Consider the following 24,352-nt stretch of genomic DNA (forward strand, 5'->3'; position numbering starts at 1 on the left):
GTTGAGAAATTGCGCAACACGGTCTGTTTTGCGATCATCCTGCTTAATTTTACGACGAACAAACAAATTCTTTAGAAAATACGTTGACTCATTTCGAACTCTCCCTATAATGCGACTCCACACAGCGGGGGTGATTAGCTCAGCTGGGAGAGCACCTCCCTTACAAGGAGGGGGTCGGCGGTTCGATCCCGTCATCACCCACCAACTACTTTATGTAGTCTCCGCCGTGTAGCAAGAAATTGAGAAGTGGGTGATTAGCTCAGCTGGGAGAGCACCTCCCTTACAAGGAGGGGGTCGGCGGTTCGATCCCGTCATCACCCACCACTTTCTCGCCAGCTAAATTTCTTGTAACAATGTGAAGTACCGAAGTGGGTGATTAGCTCAGCTGGGAGAGCACCTCCCTTACAAGGAGGGGGTCGGCGGTTCGATCCCGTCATCACCCACCACTTCGGGTCGTTAGCTCAGTTGGTAGAGCAGTTGACTTTTAATCAATTGGTCGCAGGTTCGAATCCTGCACGACCCACCAATGTAAAAAAGCGCCCTAAAGGCGCTTTTTTGCTATCTGCGATTTACGAAATTGCCTGATGTACTTCGCTTATCAGACCTACAATTTCCGGCAACTCCTCGCTTACTGTGTCAATGCTGCCAATAGCTTAACCATCGCAGGTGTCACCTGCTGCGTTTCATAAACAATATACAAATCTGCCGGGATGCGCTCTTTGAGCGGACGAAAAATGACACCAGGCCAGTTCATCTGTGCGTAGCTGTCTGCTATCAAGGTGATACCAATACCCATACTGATCATGGCCAGCACCGTTTGCGGTTCATTAACTTCGCGAATAACAACCGGTGAAAACCCCGCCTGCTGACAAACACGCTGCAAAAAATCCCAGTCAGTGTACACGGGCGGCATTGTGACAAAATACTCGTCACGTAGTGCTTCCAGCGGAACGGCGGAATATGATGAGAGGTGATGCTCTTCAGGCATCGCTACCAGAAACGCCGATTCATGCAAGCGTAAGCTGGTAAAATCTTCCGGTGGTTCTGTCGCCATTCGCCAGATCCCGGCATCGAGTTCGCGACGCTCCAACAGCGCCATTTGCATCGCAGGCATCTTTTCGCGAAACAGTACTTCAACGTTGGGGTTTTCCCTAAGAAATCGCCGCATAACCGGTCGCATCCGTCCCCACATTGCCGTTCCGACCACACCGAGTTCAATCCGTCCTGCTTCTCCCCGCCCTATTTGTTCAATCCGAGCCAACACCTGATTTGCATTCATCAGCAATCGGCGCGATTCTTCCATCAAAATTTTGCCCGCGTGTGTCAGGACGACGCTGCGCGAGTGACGAATAAAAAGCTGTGTGCCAAGTTGATTTTCCAGCTCTTTAATATGAATACTGAGCGGAGGCTGAGACATATTTAAACGCGCCGCTGCGCGGCCAAAATGTAACTCTTCCGCTACAGCAAGAAAATAACGGAGCAACTTAAGGTCTGTTCTGTAAATGCGTTCCATAATTAAGTGCTCCGTTTAATAAATATATCTTGTTAAATTATCACGGCATAAAGTATTTCACCACCAGATAACCTACATACATAAACACAATAGATAATATACCCGGCAATACATTTGGCACAGGAATAGGTAATCGCACGATTGTAAATAAAGCACCAATGCCAAAACCGACACCAGAAGAAAATAAAATATCTTTCACTAATTAACCTTTATCATAAAAGCAGCCCCGAAAAACAGAGCTGCAAATCCTTTTAATGTGTCACTGTTCGATGTGTTATCTTTTCAGGGTCATGGTTATATTTAAACCCAAAGAAAAATATCACTGCGAGGAAAAGAGAATATCCTGCAAACATCAGCCAGATAGTTTGCCAGTCTTTTACGCCATCTACCGAGAAGTAATCTACTGCCATACCGCTCAGAATCGAGCCCACCCACGCACCGACACCATTTACCATGGTCATAAAGAGCCCCTGTGCGCTGGCACGAATGCTGGAATCAACTTCCTGTTCGACAAAGACCGAACCGGAAATATTGAAGAAATCAAACGCGCAGCCGTAAACAATCATCGACAGCAGCAGCAAAATAAACCCGGTTGGTGACGGATCGCCATAAGCGAAGAAGCCAAAGCGTAGCGTCCAGGCCACCATACTCATAAGCATGACCGTTTTGATACCGAAACGCTTTAAAAAGAACGGAATCGTCAGAATAAAACCGACTTCAGCCATCTGTGAAACTGACAGTAAAATGGACGGATACTTCACCACGAAGCTATCAGCAAACTCCGGGTTACGAGCAAAATCATGCAGGAACGGGTTGCCAAAAACGTTGGTAATTTGCAGTACCGCGCCCAGCATCATGGCGAAGAGGAAAAAGATGGCCATGCGTGGATTTTTGAACAGGACGAAGGCATCCAGACCGAGCTTACTGGCAAGCGAAGTAGCCACTTTTTTCTGCGCAACAGGAATCTTAGGCAAAGTCAGCGCATAAGCCGACAGCAGCAGAGACGCCCCGGAAGCGATATACAGTTGCAGACTGCTCAATTCCAGATGCAGTAAGCTTACCGCCCACATCGCGATGATGAATCCCACCGTACCAAAAACGCGAATAGGCGGGAAAGCCGTCACCGGGTCAAGCCCCGCCTGGGCGAGGCAGGAATAAGAGACGCTGTTCGATAATGCGATAGTCGGCATAAATGCCATCGCATTGACTAACATCACCCAAAACATCGTATCCGGATCACTCACCGACGCCGCATAAAAAAGCACACCAGCACACACCAAGTGGCACAGCATATATGCACGTTCCGCACGCAGCCATTTATCCGCGATAATCCCCATAATGCCAGGCATAATTATCGCAGCAATCCCTTTGGAGCTGTAGACCATACCGACGTTAGCGCCGGTAAAATGAAGGGTATTAATCATGTAAGAACCGAGGGTAACCAGCCAGCTCCCCCAGATAAAATATTGCAAAAAGGACATTACCTTTAAGCGTAAAGCGATGCTCATAATCGTTTCCTTATCGCATCATGTGGCCTCACCCGTGAGGCCGTTTATTGTTGTTTTACTTAGGCAATATTGCGCAGAAAGCCGCAAATAAGGTTGATAAAGTTCTGCTTAGAGAGCTCCGCAGCTGCCAGCGTTTGGGTATGCGAAAGCTTTACGTCACTCAGACCTTCCGCCATATTGGTAATCGCAGAAACGGCCACTACCTTCAGGTCACAATGGCGTGCTGAAATAACTTCAGGCACAACGGACATTCCAACGACATCCCCGCCAATAATTTGCATCATGCGAATTTCAGCCGCCGTTTCGAAATTCGGTCCCGGATACGAAACAAACACACCTTCCGTCAGGGGGAATCCCTCTTCTTTCGCCACTTTTTGCAACAGAGCCCGGTAATCCGCATCATAGGCATTTGCCAGCGAGAAGAAGCGTTCTCCAAAACGTTCATCGTTAAGACCCACCATCGGTGTACCCGGCATGGTGTTGATGTGGTCTTTCAGCGCAACCAGACTGCCCGCCCCCACCTCCGGACGCAGTGATCCCGCCGCATTGGTGCAGAACAGCAGTTCACAACCCAGCAATTTGAAAGTACGAATCGCATCGGTCATGATGGTCATTCCACGACCTTCATAGAAATGTCCCCGACCTTTCATACATGCCACCGGAACGCCCTGGAGATGCCCCAACACCAGCTCGCCTGCATGTCCATGCACCGTACTCACCGGGAAGCCCGGCAGCTTTTCATAGGAAATGGCGACAGCGTTCTCAATCTGATCGGCCAGCGCGCCCAGCCCGGAACCTAAAATAAAAACCACTCGTGGTGTGAAATCTGGTTTATAAGCCCGGATAATATCGACGCAATACAGCGGGTTATGAGAAAAATTTGCCTGAGACATATATATCCTTTTTCTGTAGGGTTGAATCTAACGCCTTTTTATAGCGAGGTTGTCCCGGCTCTTACCAATACACTTTTTTCACGCATTCAATAGTGATTCGATATCGATGAATTTATATCTTTTCACTATTAATTCTCAGCAAAAACTGTATTGGTGATACTCACTCCCTTGCATTAACAATATGCCGTTTTTAAGCAACCATTTTATTAAGCAATCTACTAATAACGATCGGCATAGGGATTTATGCTATGAAAAAACATCTTCTGACTCTTTCCTCTTTATTAGCCATACCTGTTATATCTCATGCAGAATTTAAAAGTGGATTTGCAGATATCGGCGTGCATTACCTGGACTGGACCAGCAGAACCACTGAGAAATCGTCGACCAAATCACACAAAGATGATTTTGGTTATCTTGAAATGGAAGGCGGCGCTAACTTTAGTTGGGGAGAAATGTACGGGTTCTTCGACTGGGAAAACTTTTATAACGACCGCCACGATAAACCAGGTAGCGAGCAGCGTTATACCTTTAAAAATACCAACCGCATTTACCTGGGCGATACCGGATTTAATCTCTACCTGCACGCGTATGGCACCTACGGTTCTGCAAATCGTGTGAATTTCCACGATGATATGTTCCTGTACGGTATCGGCTACAACTTTACTGGCAAGGGGTGGTGGTTCAAACCGTTCTTCGCTAAACGCTATACGGATCAAACCTATTACACTGGCGATAACGGTTACGTGGCAGGTTGGGTTGCGGGTTACAGCTTTATGCTGGGCAGAGAGAAATTCACCCTCACCAACTGGAACGAGTACGAGTTTGATCGTGATGCCACCTACGCAGCAGGTAATGGCGGTAAAGAAGGGCTGAACGGTGCGGTCGCCCTCTGGTGGAACGCTACCGCGAAAATCACCGCAGGCATTCAGTATCGCTACGCGGACGACAAGCTGGGAGAAGCCTGGTATCAGGACGCCATCATTTACTCGGTCAAATTTAACTTCTGAACCATTTCTGCCGGGATTCCCGGCAGAAATACATAACACGATATATGATACAACGAATCCCCTTCTCGCCCTGCCATCACTATTCTCCTTGTTCTTGCTCCACGTCCTCTAATGCTTCAGCAGTTGTTGAAAGTGACCGGTTCTTCCTGCGCTACTGTGACGAAAACATTTAATTGTTTTAATGAGTCATTCATCTATTTTCTTCATGAATGAATGCAATAAATCAATTTTATTTCTCAAACTGAAAGAAGCACAATAGCACCATCGATCATCTGGAGTCTTTATGAAACTTTTTCGTATCCTCGATCCTTTCACCTTAACCCTGGTCACGGTGGTGTTACTGGCTTCTTTCTTTCCGGCCAGAGGCGGTTTTGTCCCCTTCTTTGAAAATCTGACCACGGCAGCCATTGCCCTGTTGTTCTTTATGCACGGCGCGAAGTTGTCGCGAGAGGCTATTATTGCAGGCGGTAGTCACTGGCGACTGCATTTGTGGGTGATGTGCAGTACCTTCGTGCTGTTTCCGGTTCTGGGCGTGTTGTTTGCCTGGTGGAAACCCGTAAACGTCGATCCCATGCTCTATTCCGGCTTTCTCTATCTTTGCATTCTCCCTGCCACCGTGCAGTCTGCAATCGCTTTTACTTCGATGGCGGGCGGTAACGTCGCGGCGGCCGTTTGTTCTGCATCAGCATCCAGCCTGCTGGGTATTTTCCTTTCGCCATTGCTGGTTGGTCTGGTGATGAATGTTCACGGTGCAGAGGGCAGCCTTGAGCAGGTCGGTAAGATTATGCTGCAGCTGTTACTACCTTTTGTGTTGGGGCATCTTTCTCGCCCGTGGATTGGCAACTGGGTGGCGCGCAATAAAAAGTGGATTGCGAAAACTGACCAGACCTCCATTCTGTTGGTGGTCTATACGGCCTTCAGCGAAGCAGTCGTTAACGGCATCTGGCACAAAGTCGGCTGGGGATCGTTGCTGTTTATCGTGGTGGTCAGCTGCGTGCTGTTGGCTATCGTGATTGTGATTAACGTCTTTATGGCACGCCGACTAGGTTTCAATAAAGCGGATGAGATAACGATTGTCTTCTGTGGTTCGAAAAAGAGCCTGGCGAATGGTATTCCGATGGCGAACATTCTGTTCCCAACGTCAGTTATCGGTATGATGGTGCTACCACTGATGATTTTCCATCAGATCCAGCTGATGGTTTGCGCGGTGCTGGCGCGTCGTTATAAGCGCCAGACCGAGCAACTACAGGCGCAGCAGGAAAGCCACGCTGGGAAGATTTAAAGCGGACGTTTCAGGGGCTGAACCAGTTGCGTCAGCCCCTCGGTTTTAATCAGCAGCGTGATTTGCATTAGCTCACCGAGTTTTCCCGCCGGGAACTCATCCTTGCGGGCAAACCACAAAAGATACTCTTCCGGCAGGTCGATTAAGCGACGCCCTTTATACTTGCCAAACGGCATTATCGTATTGGCTATTTCAATCAGCTGCTCTTTTTCCATCTCAGTTACCCAGCAAACGTAGCATTTCAGCTTCGTCGATCACTTCAATGCCCAATTCCTGCGCTTTCGCCAGTTTAGAACCTGCGGCTTCTCCGGCGATCACCAGATCGGTTTTCTTCGACACGCTGCCCGCAACTTTCGCGCCCAGTTCGACCAGGCGAGCTTTAGCGTCATCACGCGACATCTGACTTAAGCTACCGGTGAGCACCACGGTTTTACCGGCAAACGGACTGTCGATCTCTTCAGCGTTGATGACGACCGGCGCAGGCCAGCGAACGCCTTCCGCTAACAGCTCGCTGATGACATTGCGGTTACTGTCTTCGGCAAAGAAGTTATGAACATGGGATGCAACGACAATTCCGACATCGGGAACTTTTTGCAGCTCTTCAATCGAGGCTGCTTCCAGTGCTTCCAGCGTGCCGAAATATGCCGCCAGACCTGCTGCGGTGGCCTCGCCGACTTCACGGATGCCAAGCGCATAAAGGAAGCGAGCAAAGGTGGTTTCTTTCGCTTTTTCCAGCGCGTTAACCACGTTTTGCGCTGATTTCGGCCCCATTCTCTCCAGTCCGGTCAGTTTGCCTGCGGTGAGTTTGAACAGGTCAGCAGGTGTGTGGACATACTCTTTTTCGACAAGCTGGTCGATGATTTTGTCACCCATACCGTCAACGTCCATCGCGCGGCGGGAAACAAAGTGTTTCAGCGACTCTTTACGCTGAGCGCCGCAAATCAGGCCACCAGTACAGCGGGCGACTGCTTCTCCTTCCACACGTTCAACATCAGAACCACATACCGGACAATGCGTCGGAAATACAACCTCACGGGTATCTTCCGGGCGTTCAGAAAGCACTACGTTAACCACCTGCGGGATCACATCGCCAGCGCGGCGAATCACCACCTTATCGCCAATACGTAAACCAAGACGTTCGATTTCATCGGCATTGTGTAAGGTAGCATTGCTCACCAGCACGCCTGCAACATGTACAGGTTCCAGACGCGCAACGGGCGTAATAGCGCCGGTACGTCCAACCTGAAACTCAACGTCGCGCACGAAAGTCATCTGTTCCTGCGCCGGGAATTTAAACGCCACTGCCCAGCGCGGGGCTCGTGAAACAAACCCAAGCTGTTCCTGCTGCGCCAGTGAGTTGACTTTAATCACCACGCCGTCGATATCAAAGCCCAACGTCGGGCGGTCTTCTTCAACTTTGTGATAAAACGCCAGCACCTCTTCTGCCGATTCACATAACGTGACACGATCGCTGACCGGTAATCCCCACTTTTTAAATTGCATTAAACGGCCAAGATGGGTGTCAGGCAGCTCGCCGCCTTCCAGTACACCAACGCCGTAGCAGAAGAAAGTGAGCGGTCGCTTCGCCGTGATACGTGGATCAAGCTGACGCAGCGAACCTGCCGCCGCATTACGTGGGTTAGCAAATACTTTCCCGCCCGTGCGTCGCGCCTCTTCGTTGATCTTTTCGAATCCCGCTTGCGGCAGGAATACTTCACCACGTACTTCCAGGCGCGCCGGGATATTCTCACCATGCAATTTCAACGGAATAGCGCGGATAGTACGGACGTTAGACGTAATGTCTTCTCCGGTGGTGCCATCGCCACGGGTCGCCGCACTGACCAGAACGCCATTCTCATACAGAATGCTGACGGCAAGACCATCCAGCTTCAGCTCACAGCACCAGGTGACTTTTTCGTTACTTTTCAGACGATCCAGTACGCGTTTGTTGAAGGCGAGAAAACTCTCTTCATCAAAAACGTTGTCCAACGACAGCATCGGAACTTCATGACGAATCTGGCTGAAGGCTGCCAGCGGTGCTGCGCCTACGCGCTGGGTTGGTGAATCCGGGGTAATGAGTTCCGGATGTTTTGCTTCCAGCTCGCGCAGCTCACGCATCAGCCTGTCGTATTCAGCGTCGGGAATTTCCGGCGCATCCATCACATGATAAAGATATTCATGATGGCGAAGCGTCGTTCGCAGTTCTGTGAGTTGTCTTTCGATTGATTCCATATCGCACCATCAATGCTAAAAACCCCCGACAAGCGGGGGTTCGAAGAAGAGTTAATTTGCCTTAAGTGTATCAGGCGTTAGCGTCTTTCACTTCGCGGATGATGTCCTGATACTCGCGCAGTTTCTGCGGAGTCATCATACGGCGCTGATCGTCAAGAACCACACCACCGACTTCATCAGCGATATGCTGCGCAGATTGCAGCATCAGCTTGAAGTTTTGCAGTTCATCACCATAAGACGGAACCTGCATAAAGATAGTGACGCCAGGAGTGGTGAAATCCTTCATTTCAGGATCGAATGTTCCCGGTTTCACCATATTCGCCAGGCTGAATAACGCAGGGCCACTGCCGTCCGGGCTAAGATGACGATGGTAAATATTCATATCGCCAAAGATAAAGCCCGCCTGCTGAATGCTGTTAAGAAGCAGTTCACCATTAAGCTCGCTACCGTGATGCGCCGCAACGTTCATAATGATCACCGCTTCTTTGCGTTTCGGCTTATCCATGACAGGCGCCGGTTCATTTACAGGTTCAGGCTGCGGTGCCGCTACGGGTTCTGCAACCTGGAAAGCCTGCTGCGCTGGTTGGGGCGCTGGCTGCGTCGGTTGTGGAGCTGGCGGTACTTGCGAAACAACTGGCTGTTCAGGCTGCGGCTGGTAGGCCGGCTGCTGAACTGGCTGCGGTTGCTGAACCGGCTGCGCTGAATGCGGAGCATGTTGCGGCGATACCTGCGTTTCAGGCGGCTGCTGAACCGGTTGACGCGGCTGCGCAGACGCATAAGGCGGTTGGTACTGGTGTTGCGGCGACGGACGAGCAGCCTCATGCTCCTGGGCGTTAGCCGGGGCATGATTTACGCGGTGAACACGAACCTCACCAACGCCCTCATCATCTTCGACATCCTCGTCATAAGAATCGTCGTCACGTTTTGACTTCATTCGTTTTAATGGCCGATCGCGGAACATAGAAGATCGTTCTTTACGGCTGGTCCAGAAACCATGTACCAGTAAAGCGATTATGGCGATCGCGCCAACAATGATTAATATCAGACGCAAATCCTGCATCATTATATTCTCTGTTGTTCTAACACCTTGCCACCACGGCAAACATTTACTCACTAAGAGTATTTGCCGATTACCTCGAGTGCAAGTGCACTCTTAACTTTCACAGCACAAAGATAGATGAAATCGTGCTTTTTGCTGTTTTTTCGAACATATCCTAACTGTCCATTGCGCAATTAGTCGGTAAAATACGCAGAATTTTCCTGGGATTGGTCAAAAGGAGCATCTCCTGATTATGGTTTCAACATACACATCTTCCCCACGCAGCGGTTTTTACTATTTTGCGCAAGGCTGGAAGCTCGTCTCGCAACCCGGGATTCGGCGTTTTGTCATTTTACCTCTGTTAGTCAATATTTTGTTGATGGGAAGTGCATTCTGGTGGCTCTTTACCCAACTGGATGTCTGGATCCCATCATTAATGAGCCACGTGCCTGACTGGCTGCAATGGTTAAGCTATTTGCTGTGGCCTGTCGCGGTTCTCTCCGTGCTACTGATTTTTGGTTATTTTTTCTCAACTATTGCGAACTGGATTGCCGCGCCATTTAACGGTTTATTGGCTGAACAGCTGGAAGCAAGGCTGACAGGCGCTACGCCGCCGGATACCGGAATTTTTGGCATCATGAAAGATGTGCCGCGAATTATGAAACGTGAATGGCAAAAATTTGCGTGGTATTTGCCACGCGCCATCGTATTGCTGATCCTCTACTTCATCCCGGGCATCGGGCAAACCGTCGCGCCAGTGTTGTGGTTCCTGTTCAGCGCCTGGATGTTAGCCATTCAGTACTGCGACTATCCGTTCGACAACCACAAAGTGCCGTTCAAAGAAATGCGCACTGCCCTGCGCACGCGCAAAATCACCAATATGCAGTTTGGCGCATTAACGAGTCTGTTCACGATGATCCCGGTGCTCAACCTGTTCATCATGCCGGTGGCCGTCTGTGGCGCGACAGCGATGTGGGTCGATTGCTATCGCGCTAAACATGCATTATGGCGGTAACAATTTTCCGGTTGTTTTGTAAACTTTTTGTATGAAACAGGGGTGGCTTATGCCACCCTTATTCCATCTTGCAAGCCATTATTTCCCTTCTGCATATAGATATGCTAAATCCTTACTTCCGCATATTCTCTGAGCGGGTATGCTACCTGTTGTATCCCAATTTCATACAGTTAAGGACAGGCCATGAGTAAGATTTTTGAAGATAACTCGCTGACTATCGGTCACACACCGCTGGTTCGCCTGAATCGCATCGGTAACGGACGTATTCTGGCGAAGGTGGAATCTCGTAACCCCAGCTTCAGCGTTAAGTGCCGTATCGGTGCCAATATGATTTGGGATGCCGAAAAACGCGGCGTGCTGAAACCCGGCGTTGAACTGGTTGAACCCACCAGCGGCAACACAGGTATTGCTCTGGCTTATGTGGCAGCCGCTCGCGGTTATAAACTCACTCTGACCATGCCAGAGACAATGAGTATTGAACGTCGCAAACTGCTGAAAGCCCTGGGCGCAAACCTGGTACTGACTGAAGGCGCGAAAGGCATGAAAGGCGCGATTCAAAAAGCAGAAGAAATTGTCGCCAGTAACCCAGAGAAATACCTGCTGCTGCAACAATTCAGCAATCCGGCCAACCCGGAAATTCATGAAAAAACCACCGGCCCGGAAATCTGGGAAGATACCGATGGGCAGGTTGATGTCTTTATCGCAGGCGTCGGGACTGGCGGCACGCTGACGGGCGTTAGCCGTTACATTAAAGGCACCAAAGGCAAGACTGATCTCATCTCTGTCGCCGTTGAGCCAACCGATTCTCCCGTCATCGCCCAGGCGCTGGCAGGTGAAGAAATCAAACCCGGCCCGCATAAAATCCAGGGCATCGGCGCTGGCTTTATCCCGGCGAACCTTGATCTCAAACTGGTCGATAAAGTTATTGGCATCACCAATGAAGAAGCTATCTCTACTGCACGTCGTTTAATGGAAGAAGAAGGCATTCTTGCCGGAATCTCTTCCGGCGCGGCGGTTGCTGCGGCGTTGAAACTACAAGAAGATGAAAGCTTTACCAATAAGAATATTGTGGTTATTCTGCCATCATCGGGTGAGCGTTATTTAAGCACCGCATTATTTGCCGATCTCTTTACCGAAAAAGAATTGCAACAGTAATGCCAGGTTGTTAAAAATGCGTAAAAAAGCACCTTTTCAGGTGCTTTTTTGTGGCCTACTTCAAATTTTAGCCTCTCCTGGCATTGATTCAGCCTGTCGGAACTGGTATTTAACCTGACTAATTATTTTGATGCGCGAAATTAATCGTTACAGGAAAAGCCTTAGCTGAATCGATTTTATGATTTGGTTCAATTCTTCCTTTAGCGGCATAATGTTTAATGATGAACGAAACGTCAGCGGTCAATACCCGCCAGCAATGGACTGTACAGAACACTTCGTGCGTCGCGTCTGTTAAAAACTGGCGCTAACAATACAGGCTAAAGTCAAACCGCCAGGCTAGACTTTAGTTCCACAACACTAAACCTATAAGTTGGGGAAATACAATGTTCCAGCAAGAAGTTACCATTACCGCTCCGAACGGTCTGCACACCCGCCCTGCTGCCCAGTTTGTAAAAGAAGCTAAGGGCTTCACTTCTGAAATTACTGTGACTTCCAACGGCAAAAGCGCCAGCGCAAAAAGCCTGTTTAAACTGCAGACTCTGGGCCTGACTCAAGGGACCGTTGTGACTATCTCCGCTGAAGGCGAAGACGAGCAGAAAGCGGTTGAACATCTGGTTAAACTGATGGCGGAACTCGAGTAATTTTCCGGGTTCTTTTAAAAATCAGTCACAAGTAAGGTAGGGTTATGATTTCAGGCATTTTAGCATCCCCGGGTATCGCTTTCGGTAAAGCTCTGCTTCTGAAAGAAGACGAAATCGTCATTGACCGGAAAAAAATTTCTGCCGACCAGGTTGATCAGGAAGTTGAACGTTTTCTGAGCGGTCGTGCCAAGGCATCAGCCCAGCTGGAAACGATCAAAACGAAAGCTGGTGAAACGTTCGGTGAAGAAAAAGAAGCCATCTTTGAAGGGCATATTATGCTGCTCGAAGATGAGGAGCTGGAGCAGGAAATCATAGCCCTGATTAAAGATAAGCACATGACGGCTGACGCAGCTGCCCATGAAGTTATTGAAGGTCAGGCTTCTGCCCTGGAAGAACTGGATGATGAATACCTGAAAGAGCGTGCGGCTGACGTGCGTGATATCGGTAAGCGCCTGCTGCGCAATATCCTGGGTCTGAAGATTATCGATCTGAGCGCCATTCAGGATGAAGTCATTCTGGTTGCCGCTGACCTGACACCGTCCGAAACCGCACAGTTGAACCTGAAGAAGGTACTGGGTTTCATCACCGACGCAGGTGGCCGTACTTCCCACACTTCTATTATGGCGCGCTCTCTGGAGTTGCCGGCCATCGTGGGTACTGGTAGCGTCACTTCGCAGGTGAAAAATGACGACTATCTGATTCTGGATGCCGTAAATAATCAGGTTTACGTCAATCCAACCAACGAAGTTATCGATAAATTGCGCGCTGTTCAGGAGCAAGTTGCTTCTGAAAAAGCAGAGCTTGCTAAACTGAAAGATCTCCCGGCTATTACGCTGGACGGTCACCAGGTAGAAGTGTGCGCTAACATCGGTACTGTTCGTGATGTTGAAGGTGCAGAACGTAACGGCGCTGAAGGCGTTGGTCTGTATCGTACCGAATTCTTGTTCATGGACCGCGACGCGCTGCCAACAGAAGAAGAACAGTTTGCTGCCTATAAAGCAGTGGCTGAAGCGTGTGGTTCGCAGGCTGTTATCGTTCGTACCATGGACATTGGCGGCGACAAAGAGCTGCCGTACATGAACTTCCCGAAAGAAGAGAACCCGTTCCTCGGCTGGCGTGCTATCCGTATCGCGATGGATCGCAAAGAGATCCTGCGCGATCAGCTCCGCGCTATCCTGCGTGCCTCTGCTTTCGGTAAATTGCGCATCATGTTCCCGATGATCATCTCTGTCGAAGAAGTACGCGCTCTGCGCAAAGAGATCGAAATCTACAAACAGGAACTGCGCGACGAAGGTAAAGCGTTTGACGAATCAATTGAAATTGGCGTGATGGTGGAAACACCGGCTGCCGCAACAATTGCGCGTCATTTAGCCAAAGAAGTTGATTTCTTTAGTATCGGCACCAATGATTTAACGCAGTACACTCTGGCAGTTGACCGTGGTAATGATATGATTTCACACCTTTACCAGCCAATGTCACCGTCCGTGCTGAACTTGATCAAGCAAGTTATTGATGCTTCTCATGCTGAAGGCAAATGGACTGGCATGTGTGGTGAGCTTGCTGGCGATGAACGTGCTACACTTCTGTTGCTGGGGATGGGTCTGGACGAATTCTCTATGAGCGCCATTTCTATCCCGCGCATTAAGAAGATTATCCGTAACACGAACTTCGAAGATGCGAAGGTGTTAGCAGAGCAGGCTCTTGCTCAACCGACAACGGACGAGTTAATGACGCTGGTTAACAAGTTCATTGAAGAAAAAACAATCTGCTAATCCACGAGATGCGGCCCAATTTACTGCTTAGGAGAAGATCATGGGTTTGTTCGATAAACTGAAATCTCTGGTTTCCGATGACAAAAAGGATACCGGAACTATTGAGATCATTGCTCCGCTCTCTGGCGAGATCGTCAATATCGAAGACGTGCCGGATGTCGTTTTTGCGGAAAAAATCGTTGGTGATGGCATTGCTATCAAACCGACTGGTAACAAAATGGTCGCTCCGGTTGACGGCACCATTGGTAAAATCTTTGAAACCAACCACGCGTTCTCTATCGAATCCGATAGCGGCGTTGAGCTGTTCGTCCACTTCGGTATCGACACCGTTGAACTGAAAGGCGAAGGCTTCAAGCGTATTGCTGAAGAAGGTCAGCGCGTGAAAGTTGGCGATACGGTTATTGAATTCGATCTGCCGCTGCTGGAAGAGAAAGCCAAGTCTACCCTGACTCCGGTTGTTATCTCCAACATGGACGAAATCAAAGAACTGATCAAACTGTCCGGTAGCGTAACTGTGGGTGAAACCCCGGTTATCCGCATCAAGAAGTAATTCTTGCCGCAATGAAAAATGGCGCCCATCGGCGCCATTTTTTTATGCTTCTAACAGCAGCGGCAAAATCAATTCATCGCTCTCATGCTGCTGGGTATAACGCATTACCTCCAGCACACGTAAGCCCGCGCTATGTACTGCGTCGGTTAACGCCTTCCCTTTCAGTAATCCACTAATAAGCTGGGCGCAAAACAGATCGCCAGTACCTTTCAGGTCGGTTTTTACCCGTGAATGGGAAATGACATTCACGCTGTCGGCACTGACCACCACCACCTGCATCTCCTGATGTTCTTCATTACCGGAGGCGCTGGTAACCACCACCCATTTTAATGTCTCTGAAAGCAGGCTTTTTGCAGCAGCAATGGCGCTGTCGAGGTCACGACAATTTTTACCGGTCAGGATTTCCAGCTCAAAGATATTTGGCGTAATCCCCTGCGCCAGCGGCAGTAAATATTGCCGATACGCATCGGGAAGATCAGCTTTGACGTAAATACCGCTATCAATATCGCCAATCACCGGATCAACCATAATCAGCAAGTCAGGATGCTCTTCGCGTAAGGCTGCCAGCCATTCAGCAAGGATTTTGATTTGCGATGCCGTCCCCATATAGCCCGTGGTAACAGCGCGAAGTTGGCGCAGCGCATCACGCTCCTGAAGCGCACGCAAATAGCCACTAAACCATTCGTCCGGAATCGCACCACCATAGAATGTGTCATAATGCGGCGTATTGCTCAGCAACACGGTCGGCACGGCAAAGACATTCAGGCCGTTCTGTTTAATCGCAGGCACGGCGATGCTGTTGCCTACGCTGCCGTACACTACCTGCGACTGCACGGCGACAATATCCGCCTGCAGCGCCCTGCTCTTATCGTTAAACAACAACAAACTACTCATTTAGTTTTTTCTCCTTGCCGATGATCCCCATCGTATTCCAACCGAAACTTTACCTGATTCTGGCAGTCAAATCGGCTAACACAAAACAAGGATAAGGTAATTCAATGAAGAAAATCATTTGTCTGGTCATTACGCTGTTAATGGCACTCCCCGCTTACGCGAAGTTAACAGCCCATGAAGAAGCCCGCATCAACGCCATGCTCGAGGGATTAGCACAGAAAAAGGATTTGATATTTGTACGCAACGGCGATGAACACACCTGCGATGAAGCGGTTTCCCATCTGCGTCTGAAGCTGGGCAATACCCGTAATCGCATTGATACTGCCGAGCAATTTATTGATAAGGTTGCCTCGTCATCATCGATTACCGGAAAGCCTTACATTGTGAAGATCCCTGGTAAGAGCGATGAAAACGCGCAACCTTTTTTACATACGTTAATTGCCCAGACGGATAAAACAGTGCCTGCGCAATAAACTCAAATCCCCGCCCCCTGGCTAAAGTGTTCTTCGCCAAATACGCCAGTGGAAAGGTAGCGATCGCCACGATCGCAGATGATCGCTACCACCACCGCACCAGGGTTGGCTTTTGCCACGCGTAGCGCGCCTGCAACGGCACCGCCGGAGCTAACACCGCAGAAAATACCTTCCCGCACCGCCAGTTCGCGCATGGTGTTTTCCGCATCGCGCTGATGAATATCCAGCACCTCATCCACCAGCGAGGCGTTGAAAATCCCCGGCAGATATTCCGCTGGCCAGCGGCGAATCCCCGGAATACTGCTGCCCTCTTCTGGCTGCAGGCCAACAATGGTCACCGGTTTGGATTGTTCACGCATAAACCGTGACACACCGGTAATGGTGCCGGTTGTCCCCATGCTGGAAACAAAATGGGTAATGCGCCCACCGGTCTGCTGCCAGATTTCCGGCCCGGTGGTGGTGTAATGGGCGTAGGGGTTATCGGGGTTGTTGAACTGATCAAGCAACTTGCCTTCGCCCCGGTTCGCCATTTCCAGCGCCAGATCGCGCGCACCTTCCATGCCCTGTTCTTTGGTGACAAGAATCAGCTCCGCACCGTAGGCACGCATCGCCGCTCGGCGTTCCTGGCTCATATTGTCAGGCATCAGCAATTTCATGCGATAGCCTTTTAGCGCGGCGATCATTGCCAGCGCAATGCCGGTGTTACCGCTGGTGGCTTCAATTAACACATCGCCCGGTTTAATTTCTCCGCGTTTTTCCGCCTCGACAATCATCGATAGTGCCGCGCGATCTTTCACCGAACCTGCCGGATTATTACCTTCCAGCTTTAACCAGACTTCACTGCCGTTATCCGGCCCCATTCGCTGTAATTTCACCAGAGGCGTATTGCCAATTGTTTGTTCTAATGTACTCACGATCACTGTCCATACGTGGTGTTGCCTGATGCGACGCTTGCGCGTCTTATCAGGCCTACAGGTTACAAACCTTGCCATTAAAAAGCCCGGATCGCGGGAAGCGCCTCCGGGCGTTTAACATTCACTCAACCTATCAGGCGCTTTGTGCGAGAGCAAGTTCCTCATCGCGGGTTTCAATACGCTCGTCGCCGTTATACAGCCGCGCATGTTGCAGCCCGACGAACAAACGATCGCCGCGCTGCGGAGCATCGTCACCACGCATAACCACAGTTAGCGGGTCGTCATACCATCCCAGCGGCTGCACCACTAATTGGGTGTAGTGGCCTTTCGGGCTGGCTTCCAGTACCTGTACCGGCAGTGGCGAATCGAGGCTGGTACGGCGGCTGATATCCACTTCCCACGGGCGCAGGAAGAGATCCACCGGCCCCTGATACGCAGGCGTATATCCCAGCGGCCAGCGATGTGCGCCAACGTGGAACTGCCCGCCGCGAATGGTTCCCTGCAGGCGGTTCACTTCGCCCATAAATTCGAGCACAAAACGGGTCGCAGGTTCGCGCCATACCTGATCCGGCTCATCGGCCTGTTCGATATTGCCCTGGCTCATCACCACCACGCGGTTGGCGACTTCCATCGCCTCTTCCTGGTCGTGGGTGACGAATACGCTGGTGAATTTCAATTCTTCATGCAGTTGACGCAGCCAGCGACGTAGCTCTTTACGCACCTGCGCATCCAGCGCGCCAAACGGTTCATCGAGCAGCAGAATTTGCGGTTCAACGGCAAGTGCGCGCGCCAGTGCCACACGCTGCTTCTGACCGCCGGAAAGCTGCGCCGGATAACGATCCGCCAGATGCGCAAGCTGAACCATTTCCAGCAATTTTGTCACCTTCGCTTTGATGGCTGCCGCATTCGGGCGCTCACGACGCGGCAGCACCGTCAGGCCAAAGGCGATGTTGTCGAACACGGTCATATGGCGGAACAACGCGTAATGCTGGAACACAAAACCGACTTTACGATCGCGCGCGTGCAAGCGGCTGACGTCGGTGCCGTGGAAGCGGATATGCCCGCTGGTTTGATGTTCCAGCCCGGCAATAATACGCAGCAGCGTGGTTTTCCCGGAACCGGACGGCCCCAGCAGCGCGACCATCTGACCTGAAGGAATATCCAGTGAGATATCGTTCAGCACCTGGGTGCGACCAAAAGACTTCTTAATCCTGGCAATCTCAATGCTCATGGTGTTCCTCCTGTTGCGCGCGTTTTTCCTGATTCTCCAGGCGCCATTGCAACATACTCTTCAAAAACAGGGTGATAATCGCCATCAGCGTCAATAACGCCGCAGCGGTAAAGGAGCCGACTGCGTTATAGTCCTGCTCCAGCAATTCAATTTGTAACGGCAGCGACAGGGTTTCGCCGCGAATCGAGCCGGAAACCACCGATACCGCGCCAAACTCGCCAATTGCGCGGGCGTTGGTCAGCACCACGCCGTAAAGCAGCGCCCAGCGAATATTCGGCAGCGTGACGCGCCGGAACATCTGCCAGCCGGACGCACCAAGCAAAATCGCCGCTTCGTCCTCCTGACTGCCCTGGCTTAACATCACCGGCACCAATTCGCGTACCACAAACGGGCAGGTGACGAAAATCGTCACCAGTACCATTCCCGGCCAGGAGAACATAATTTGCAGGTTATGCTCGTCGAGCCAACCGCCCAGCGGGCCGTTGGAACCGTAGAACAGCAGATAAACCAGACCAGCAACCACCGGCGACACCGCAAACGGGATGTCCAGCAGCGTCAGCAGCAACTGACGTCCCGGAAAATCAAAACGCGTCACCAGCCAGGCCAGCAGAACGCCGAACACCAGGTTTACCGGCACGGCAATCAGCGCAATCATCACCGTCAGCCAGATGGCGTGCAGCATGTCCGGATCGGCCAGATTCTGTAATACCGGCATCAGCCCTTTGCTGAACGCCTGCACGAAGATATAAATCATCGGCACCAGCAGGATGAACGCCGAAACCAGCATCCCGGTGCCAATCAGAAACCATTTGCCCCAGTTAATCGGGCGCGCGTCATAACGCTTCAACTGTGTCACTTCCGCCATTAATGACCTACCACACGCCGACCAAAGCGACTTTGCAGAGTGTTAATTGAGAACAGCAGCAGCAGTGATGCCGCGAGGATCACCGAGGCAATCGCGCTCGCCGCTGGGTAATCAAACTCCTGTAACCGCACAAAAATCATCAGCGACGTCACTTCCGTCTTCCAGGCGATGTTCCCGGCGATAAAAATCACCGCGCCAAACTCACCAAGACTGCGGGTAAACGACAGCGCCACGCCCGCCACCAGCGCCGGAGAAAGTTCCGGCAGCACCACTTTGCAGAAACTCTGCCAGCGCGTTGCGCCGAGCGTTTCCGCCGCTTCTTCATATTCCGGGCCTAACTCTTCAAGCACTGGCTGCACCGTGCGCACCACAAACGGGATGCTGGTAAAGGCCATCGCCACCGCAATCCCAAGCCAGGTGTAGGTGACTTTGATATCAGATTTTGCCAGCCACTCGCCGTAAAAGCCGTTCACGGAAAAGAGCGAGGCCAGCGTTAAACCCGCGACCGCCGTCGGTAGCGCAAAGGGTAAATCCATCAGTGCATCAAGCAGAGTGCGCCCCGGAAAGCGGTAGCGGGTTAAGATCCACGCCATCAGCAGACCGAAAACACCGTTAAAAATCGACGCCACAAACGCCGACAGCAACGTTACTTTGTAGGCCGCGACCACCTGCGGGTTGGTGACCACCTCCCAGTACTGCGCCCAGCTCATCTCAGAAAGCTGCATCACCAGCGCGGAGAGCGGCAGCAGCAAAATCAGGCAGACAAACAGCAGACTGGTGCCGAGGCTTAAGGTAAAGCCCGGCAGCACGCGTCTGGAGGAGACGGCAAACATCAGTTACGCCCCGCCGCTAACAGCTTGTCTAACTCGCCGCCGCTGGTGAAGTGGGTTTTCATCACTTCCGGCCAGGAGCCAAATTTATCTTCCACGCGGAACAGCTCGGTCTGCGGGAATTTATCTTTCAGTTTGTCCATGACTTCCGGGTTATTTACGCGATAGTAGTAGTCGGTGATGATGGTTTGCGCCTGCGGGCTGTAGAGCCAGTTCAGATAGGCCTTTGCTGCTTTTTCCGTGCCGTTGGCCTGCACGTTTTTATCCACCCACGCCACCGGGAATTCCGCCAGAATGTTGGTTTTCGGAATCACCACTTCAAAGCCCTGCGCTTCATACTGCTTACGGATGTTGTTCACTTCCGATTCGAAGCTGATCAGCACATCGCCCAGACCGCGCTCGGCAAAGGTGGTGGTCGCGCCACGACCTCCGGTATCGAACACTTCGACGTTCTTCAGGAACTGGGTCATAAACTGTTCGGTTTTGGCTTTATCGCCACCGTCGGCTTTATCCGCTGCGCCCCATGCTGCAAGGTAGGTGTAACGCGCGTTACCGGAGGTTTTCGGATTCGGGAAAATTAGCTTCACGTCGGAGCGAACCAAATCGTTCCAGTCGTGGATATTCTTCGGGTTGCCCTTACGCACCAGGAATCCCATCGTGGAGTAGAACGGCGAACTGTTATTCGGCAAACGCGACTGCCAGTCGGCCGGGATCAGCTTGCCTTTATCGTGCAGGATCTGCACGTCAGTCACCTGGTTATAAGTGACAACGTCTGCTTTCAAGCCCTGCAAAATTGCCAGCGCCTGTTTTGATGACCCGGCATGAGATTGTTTAATCGTCAGTTTGTCGCCAGCGTTATCTTTTGCCCACTGCTGTTCAAACGGGGTATTCAGGGCGGCAAACAGCTCGCGGGAGACGTCATAAGAACTGTTCAGCAGTTCCGTTGCCTGCACGTGACCAGCCAGCAGCAGAGAAGCGACCAGCGCGAGAGAGTTCTTTTTCAGTAAGTTAACGGCCATTGCGCACCCTTATATATTTAATGACTTTCTAATAGCCATCATATTTATAACGGGCATGAAAGGAGTAACGGTTTTATATACCGTTTGGTGATTTGGAAGTTGAAAAGGGAATAAGACGAAATCCTCCCTACACATGCAGGGAGGAAACAGAGGTGAATCAGATGCCGACGCTGACTGTCTCCGGCAGTGTGCTGCCACCATCGATCACATTCTGTGTACCGGTTAAATAACTTGATTCATCCGACGCGAGGAAGGCCGCCAGCTCGCCGACTTCCAGCGGATCGGCGAGGCGACGCAGCGGGATTGCTTTCGCCATTTCAGTCAGTACCGATTCCGGATCTTGCGGATTTGACTGGCGGGCAATGCTTTCCGCCATTGGCGTGCGAACGTATCCAGGGCAGATGGCGTTTACGCGAATACCAGACTGCGCGTACTCCACCGCCAGCGATTTAGTCAGGCCAACAATCGCCGCTTTTGTTAAGGCATACGCTGTTTCACCCGCATCGGCCACCATATCGCCAGTGACCGAAGACATCATCACAATGCGACCATCTTTGCGGGCAATCATCTCCGGCAGCACAGCCTTCGTGACGTTCCACACGCCTTTAATATTGATATCAATATGGAAATCGCGATCGTCATCGCTCATTTCAAGAAAACTACCCAGACGGCAAACACCTGCGTTATTCACCAGAATATCAATGCGCCCTTCTTTTTCCTTCGCGCGCTTGATCGCTGCCGTAACTGACGCCGGGTCGCGTACATCAGCAATTACCGCCGTACAGCGATGACCACGACCACACAGCTCATCCGCCAGCTTTTCAATCTCAGGGGAGATATCCAGCAAGATTAGGTTTGCGCCATGACGCGCAAAGGTTCTGGCAATTCCTTCACCAATGCCTTGCGATGCGCCCGTAATCAGTGCTGTCTTGCCCGTGAGTTTACCCATTTCAAGTTTCTCCTTTTGAATACAGAGCATTACGCTCTATTGTCCCTACCATACCTGAATAACAGATCAATGCTGAGGAGTGGATCTAAATTCAGGAAAATCTTAAGTAAAATCTCCCATAACCACAACTCTGTCATTGTATGCATTCCCTGCTGTACATAATCAGGCAGGGAGATATGATTCACTCCATATGAAATTATTCGAAGGCAAATATTTAAGGTGATTGTATATGCAACTTGAAAAAATGATTACTGAAGGTTCGAACAGCGCCTCGGCTGAAATCGACCGCGTATCGACGCTGGAAATGTGCCGAATTATCAATGATGAAGATAAAACCGTTCCATTGGCCGTTGAGCGAGTACTGCCGGATATCGCAGCGGCGATTGATGTCATCCACGCCCAGGTCAGCGGTGGCGGTCGTCTGATTTATCTCGGTGCCGGGACTTCCGGTCGGCTGGGGATTCTGGATGCCAGCGAGTGCCCCCCAACCTACGGCGTGAAACCTGGTCTGGTGGTTGGTTTGATTGCTGGCGGCGAATATGCCATTCAGCACGCGGTGGAAGGCGCGGAAGACAGCCGGGAAGGCGGCGTCAACGATCTGAAAAATATTGCTTTAACGGCGCAGGATGTGGTTGTCGGTATTGCTGCCAGTGGTCGTACGCCGTATGTGATTGCCGGGCTGGAATACGCTCGCCAGTTGGGCTGCCGCACGGTCGGTATTTCCTGTAATCCCGGTAGTGCTGTTTCAACAACCGCAGAGTTTGCTATTACGCCAGTCGTCGGGGCTGAAGTGGTTACCGGTTCTTCGCGGATGAAAGCAGGTACGGCGCAGAAACTGGTGCTCAACATGCTCTCCACCGGGCTGATGATTAAGTCAGGAAAAGTGTTCGGCAACCTGATGGTCGATGTGGTCGCCACCAATGAAAAACTACACGTGCGCCAGGTCAATATTGTCAAAAACGCGACCGGATGTAGCGCGGAACAGGCGGAAGCGGCGCTAATTGCCTGCGATCGCCACTGCAAAACAGCGATTGTAATGGTCTTGAAAAATCTCGATGCCGCAGAAGCGAAAAAACGCCTGGCGCAGCATGGGGGTTTTATTCGTAAGGCTCTGGAAAAGGAATAACCTATGGCTAAAGAGATCAGCAGTGAGCTTCTGAACACCATTCTTACCCGCGTCGGCGGCGCGGGAAATATCGCCAGTTGTGGTCACTGTATGACGCGTCTGCGTCTCGGTGTACATGACAGTTCACTGGTTGATCCTGATATCAAAACGCTGGAAGGGGTGAAGGGTGTCATTTTGACCAGCGATCAAGTACAGGTGGTATTTGGGTCCGGCAAAGCGCATCGTGCTGCAAAAGCAATGAGCGAGTTGTTGGGTGAAACACCTGTGCAGGATGCCGCAGAAATCGCCGCTCAGAACAAACGTCAGTTAAAAGCCAGACAAACCTCTGGCGTGCAGCAATTTCTCGCCAAATTCGCCACTATCTTTACGCCGCTAATTCCCGGATTTATTGCCGCCGGTCTGTTGCTGGGGATTGCGACGTTAATTGCTACGGTGATGCACGTTCCGGCAGATGCCCAGGGAACGCTGCCCGACGCACTGAATTTTATGAAGGTATTCAGCAAAGGTTTATTCACCTTCCTGGTGATTCTGGTGGGCTATAACGCCGCCCAGGCCTTCGGCGGCACGGGCGTAAATGGCGCAATTATCGCCGCACTCTTTCTGCTCGGTTATAACCCAGCAGCCACCACCGGTTACTACGCTGGTTTTCACGATTTCTTCGGCCTGCCTATCGATCCGCGCGGCAATATTATCGGCGTACTGATTGCCGCCTGGGTCTGCGCCCGCATTGAAGGTATGGTGCGTCAATTTATGCCGGACGATCTCGACATGCTGCTAACCTCGTTAATCACTCTGCTGATCACCGCCACGCTGGCATATCTGGTGATTATGCCGCTGGGAGGCTGGTTATTCGAAGGCATGTCCTGGCTGTTTATGCATCTGAACAGTAATCCACTTGGTTGTGCTGTACTTGCCGGGCTGTTCCTGATTGCCGTGGTGTTTGGCGTGCATCAGGGCTTTATTCCCGTTTATCTTGCCTTAATGGACAGCCAGGGTTTCAACAGTCTATTCCCGATCCTTTCAATGGCAGGCGCGGGTCAGGTGGGTGCGGCACTGGCGCTTTACTGGCGCGCGCAGCCGCACAGTGCCTTACGCAGCCAGGTGCGCGGGGCGATTATTCCTGGTTTGCTGGGCGTGGGTGAACCGTTGATTTACGGTGTAACCCTGCCCCGCATGAAACCGTTTGTTACCGCTTGTTTAGGCGGCGCGGCGGGTGGATTGTTTATCGGGTTGGTCGCATGGTGGGGTCTGCCGATGGGTTTAAACAGCGCCTTTGGACCGTCTGGCCTGGTGGCGTTGCCGCTGATGACTTCGGCACAAGGTATCCTTCCGGCAATGGCGGTTTACGCTGGCGGGATCCTGGTGGCATGGATTAGCGGGTTCATTTTCACCACGCTCTTTGGCTGCCGTAACGTCAATCTGGACTAAGCCGTAACTTAGAAAC

At 51.2% G+C, this 24,352-nt stretch carries 24 protein-coding genes and 4 tRNA genes; 14 read left to right on the forward strand and 14 right to left on the reverse strand.

Annotation, left to right across the window (positions count from 1 at the left end):
• Window positions 1–128 precede the first annotated feature (128 nt).
• From A7589_RS04835 to A7589_RS04850, 4 genes are all read left to right on the forward strand, one after another.
• Window positions 129–204 (forward strand) — tRNA-Val (locus A7589_RS04835).
• Window positions 205–248: 44 nt separating this feature from the next.
• A tRNA-Val gene (locus tag A7589_RS04840) sits at window positions 249–324 on the forward strand.
• A gap of 46 nt (window positions 325–370) precedes the next feature.
• Window positions 371–446: transfer RNA gene (locus tag A7589_RS04845), tRNA-Val, on the forward strand.
• A gap of 4 nt (window positions 447–450) precedes the next feature.
• Window positions 451–526 (forward strand) — tRNA-Lys (locus A7589_RS04850).
• 102 nt (window positions 527–628) lie between these two features.
• Here A7589_RS04850 and xapR read toward each other — a convergent pair.
• The 4 genes from xapR to xapA are packed head-to-tail and all read right to left on the reverse strand — an operon-like array spanning window position 629 to window position 3,914.
• A complete protein-coding gene (gene xapR, locus A7589_RS04855; protein ID WP_000439927.1) occupies window positions 629–1,513 on the reverse strand; it encodes a DNA-binding transcriptional regulator XapR in 885 nt (294 codons plus the stop codon).
• Between the two features lie 40 nt (window positions 1,514–1,553).
• Window positions 1,554–1,712 carry a DUF1427 family protein gene (locus tag A7589_RS04860; RefSeq protein ID WP_000651752.1) on the reverse strand — a complete coding sequence of 53 codons (159 nt, stop codon included), beginning with the start codon at window positions 1,710–1,712 and terminating at the stop codon, window positions 1,554–1,556.
• Window positions 1,713–1,764: 52 nt separating this feature from the next.
• Window positions 1,765–3,021: a xanthosine/proton symporter XapB gene (gene xapB, locus A7589_RS04865; RefSeq protein WP_000020386.1), complete on the reverse strand. Its 1,257-nt coding sequence runs from the start codon at window positions 3,019–3,021 to the stop codon at window positions 1,765–1,767.
• A gap of 59 nt (window positions 3,022–3,080) precedes the next feature.
• Window positions 3,081–3,914, reverse strand: a complete 834-nt coding sequence (gene xapA, locus A7589_RS04870; RefSeq protein WP_000075899.1) for a xanthosine phosphorylase — start codon at window positions 3,912–3,914, stop codon at window positions 3,081–3,083.
• 248 nt (window positions 3,915–4,162) lie between these two features.
• Between xapA and A7589_RS04875 the strand changes: the two genes are divergently transcribed.
• Window positions 4,163–4,921: a nucleoside-specific channel-forming Tsx family protein gene (locus A7589_RS04875; RefSeq protein ID WP_000716414.1), complete on the forward strand. Its 759-nt coding sequence runs from the start codon at window positions 4,163–4,165 to the stop codon at window positions 4,919–4,921.
• 283 nt (window positions 4,922–5,204) lie between these two features.
• Window positions 5,205–6,203 carry a bile acid:sodium symporter family protein gene (locus tag A7589_RS04880; RefSeq protein ID WP_000765628.1) on the forward strand — a complete coding sequence of 333 codons (999 nt, stop codon included), beginning with the start codon at window positions 5,205–5,207 and terminating at the stop codon, window positions 6,201–6,203.
• On the opposite strand, the gene A7589_RS04885 is transcribed toward A7589_RS04880, so the two are convergent.
• The 3 genes from A7589_RS04885 to zipA all read right to left on the reverse strand — a co-directional run bounded on the left by A7589_RS04885 (window position 6,200) and on the right by zipA (window position 9,498).
• Window positions 6,200–6,418 (reverse strand): DUF3820 family protein, encoded by a 219-nt coding sequence (locus A7589_RS04885; RefSeq protein ID WP_000410201.1) that lies wholly within the window; start codon window positions 6,416–6,418, stop codon window positions 6,200–6,202. The genes A7589_RS04880 and A7589_RS04885 overlap by 4 nt on opposite strands.
• A 1-nt stretch (window position 6,419) precedes the next feature.
• On the reverse strand, window positions 6,420–8,435 hold the full coding sequence (gene ligA / locus A7589_RS04890; protein ID WP_000443721.1) for an NAD-dependent DNA ligase LigA: 2,016 nt from the start codon (window positions 8,433–8,435) through the stop codon (window positions 6,420–6,422).
• A 70-nt stretch (window positions 8,436–8,505) separates the two neighbouring features.
• Entirely contained in the window at window positions 8,506–9,498 is a 993-nt protein-coding gene (zipA, locus tag A7589_RS04895) for a cell division protein ZipA (RefSeq protein WP_105282679.1), read from the reverse strand.
• A 229-nt stretch (window positions 9,499–9,727) separates the two neighbouring features.
• Between zipA and cysZ the strand changes: the two genes are divergently transcribed.
• The 5 genes from cysZ to crr all read left to right on the forward strand — a co-directional run bounded on the left by cysZ (window position 9,728) and on the right by crr (window position 14,607).
• Window positions 9,728–10,489, forward strand: coding sequence for a sulfate transporter CysZ (cysZ, locus tag A7589_RS04900; RefSeq protein ID WP_000255355.1), 762 nt, complete (start codon window positions 9,728–9,730; stop codon window positions 10,487–10,489).
• 183 nt (window positions 10,490–10,672) lie between these two features.
• Complete coding sequence (gene cysK, locus A7589_RS04905) at window positions 10,673–11,644, forward strand: cysteine synthase A (RefSeq protein ID WP_000034402.1); 972 nt, start codon at window positions 10,673–10,675, stop codon at window positions 11,642–11,644.
• A gap of 383 nt (window positions 11,645–12,027) precedes the next feature.
• Window positions 12,028–12,285 (forward strand): phosphocarrier protein Hpr, encoded by a 258-nt coding sequence (gene ptsH, locus A7589_RS04915; RefSeq protein ID WP_000487600.1) that lies wholly within the window; start codon window positions 12,028–12,030, stop codon window positions 12,283–12,285.
• A 44-nt stretch (window positions 12,286–12,329) separates the two neighbouring features.
• Complete coding sequence (gene ptsI / locus A7589_RS04920) at window positions 12,330–14,057, forward strand: phosphoenolpyruvate-protein phosphotransferase PtsI (RefSeq protein ID WP_000623129.1); 1,728 nt, start codon at window positions 12,330–12,332, stop codon at window positions 14,055–14,057.
• A gap of 40 nt (window positions 14,058–14,097) precedes the next feature.
• Window positions 14,098–14,607, forward strand: coding sequence for a PTS glucose transporter subunit IIA (crr, locus tag A7589_RS04925; protein ID WP_000522247.1), 510 nt, complete (start codon window positions 14,098–14,100; stop codon window positions 14,605–14,607).
• A 42-nt stretch (window positions 14,608–14,649) separates the two neighbouring features.
• On the opposite strand, the gene pdxK is transcribed toward crr, so the two are convergent.
• Window positions 14,650–15,501: a pyridoxine/pyridoxal/pyridoxamine kinase gene (gene pdxK / locus A7589_RS04930; RefSeq protein ID WP_000096630.1), complete on the reverse strand. Its 852-nt coding sequence runs from the start codon at window positions 15,499–15,501 to the stop codon at window positions 14,650–14,652.
• Window positions 15,502–15,605: 104 nt separating this feature from the next.
• On the opposite strand from pdxK, the gene A7589_RS04935 reads away from it, so the two are divergent.
• Window positions 15,606–15,974, forward strand: coding sequence for a YfeK family protein (locus tag A7589_RS04935; protein ID WP_000719936.1), 369 nt, complete (start codon window positions 15,606–15,608; stop codon window positions 15,972–15,974).
• 2 nt (window positions 15,975–15,976) lie between these two features.
• Here A7589_RS04935 and cysM read toward each other — a convergent pair whose 3' ends face one another.
• The 6 genes from cysM to ucpA form a co-directional block, all read right to left on the reverse strand.
• Window positions 15,977–16,888, reverse strand: a complete 912-nt coding sequence (cysM, locus tag A7589_RS04940; protein WP_001297645.1) for a cysteine synthase B — start codon at window positions 16,886–16,888, stop codon at window positions 15,977–15,979.
• Window positions 16,889–17,021: 133 nt separating this feature from the next.
• Window positions 17,022–18,119: a sulfate/thiosulfate ABC transporter ATP-binding protein CysA gene (gene cysA, locus A7589_RS04945; RefSeq protein WP_000021085.1), complete on the reverse strand. Its 1,098-nt coding sequence runs from the start codon at window positions 18,117–18,119 to the stop codon at window positions 17,022–17,024.
• Window positions 18,109–18,984 (reverse strand): sulfate/thiosulfate ABC transporter permease CysW, encoded by an 876-nt coding sequence (gene cysW, locus A7589_RS04950; protein ID WP_000852697.1) that lies wholly within the window; start codon window positions 18,982–18,984, stop codon window positions 18,109–18,111. Before cysW ends, cysA begins: the two co-directional genes overlap by 11 nt.
• Window positions 18,984–19,817, reverse strand: coding sequence for a sulfate/thiosulfate ABC transporter permease CysT (gene cysT / locus A7589_RS04955; RefSeq protein WP_000458423.1), 834 nt, complete (start codon window positions 19,815–19,817; stop codon window positions 18,984–18,986). Before cysT ends, cysW begins: the two co-directional genes overlap by 1 nt.
• Entirely contained in the window at window positions 19,817–20,833 is a 1,017-nt protein-coding gene (gene cysP / locus A7589_RS04960; RefSeq protein WP_000290250.1) for a thiosulfate/sulfate ABC transporter substrate-binding protein CysP, read from the reverse strand. Before cysP ends, cysT begins: the two co-directional genes overlap by 1 nt.
• A gap of 157 nt (window positions 20,834–20,990) precedes the next feature.
• Window positions 20,991–21,782: an SDR family oxidoreductase UcpA gene (gene ucpA / locus A7589_RS04965; RefSeq protein WP_000517452.1), complete on the reverse strand. Its 792-nt coding sequence runs from the start codon at window positions 21,780–21,782 to the stop codon at window positions 20,991–20,993.
• Between the two features lie 229 nt (window positions 21,783–22,011).
• On the opposite strand from ucpA, the gene murQ reads away from it, so the two are divergent.
• Both murQ and murP read left to right on the forward strand, forming a co-directional pair.
• Window positions 22,012–22,908, forward strand: coding sequence for an N-acetylmuramic acid 6-phosphate etherase (gene murQ, locus A7589_RS04970; RefSeq protein ID WP_001175639.1), 897 nt, complete (start codon window positions 22,012–22,014; stop codon window positions 22,906–22,908).
• A 3-nt stretch (window positions 22,909–22,911) separates the two neighbouring features.
• A complete protein-coding gene (gene murP, locus A7589_RS04975; RefSeq protein ID WP_001040440.1) occupies window positions 22,912–24,336 on the forward strand; it encodes a PTS N-acetylmuramic acid transporter subunit IIBC in 1,425 nt (474 codons plus the stop codon).
• The last annotated feature ends 16 nt before the right edge of the window (window positions 24,337–24,352 follow it).

The organism is Escherichia sp. MOD1-EC6475, from assembly GCF_003046645.1.
Classification (GTDB): Bacteria; Pseudomonadota; Gammaproteobacteria; order Enterobacterales; family Enterobacteriaceae; genus Escherichia; species Escherichia ruysiae.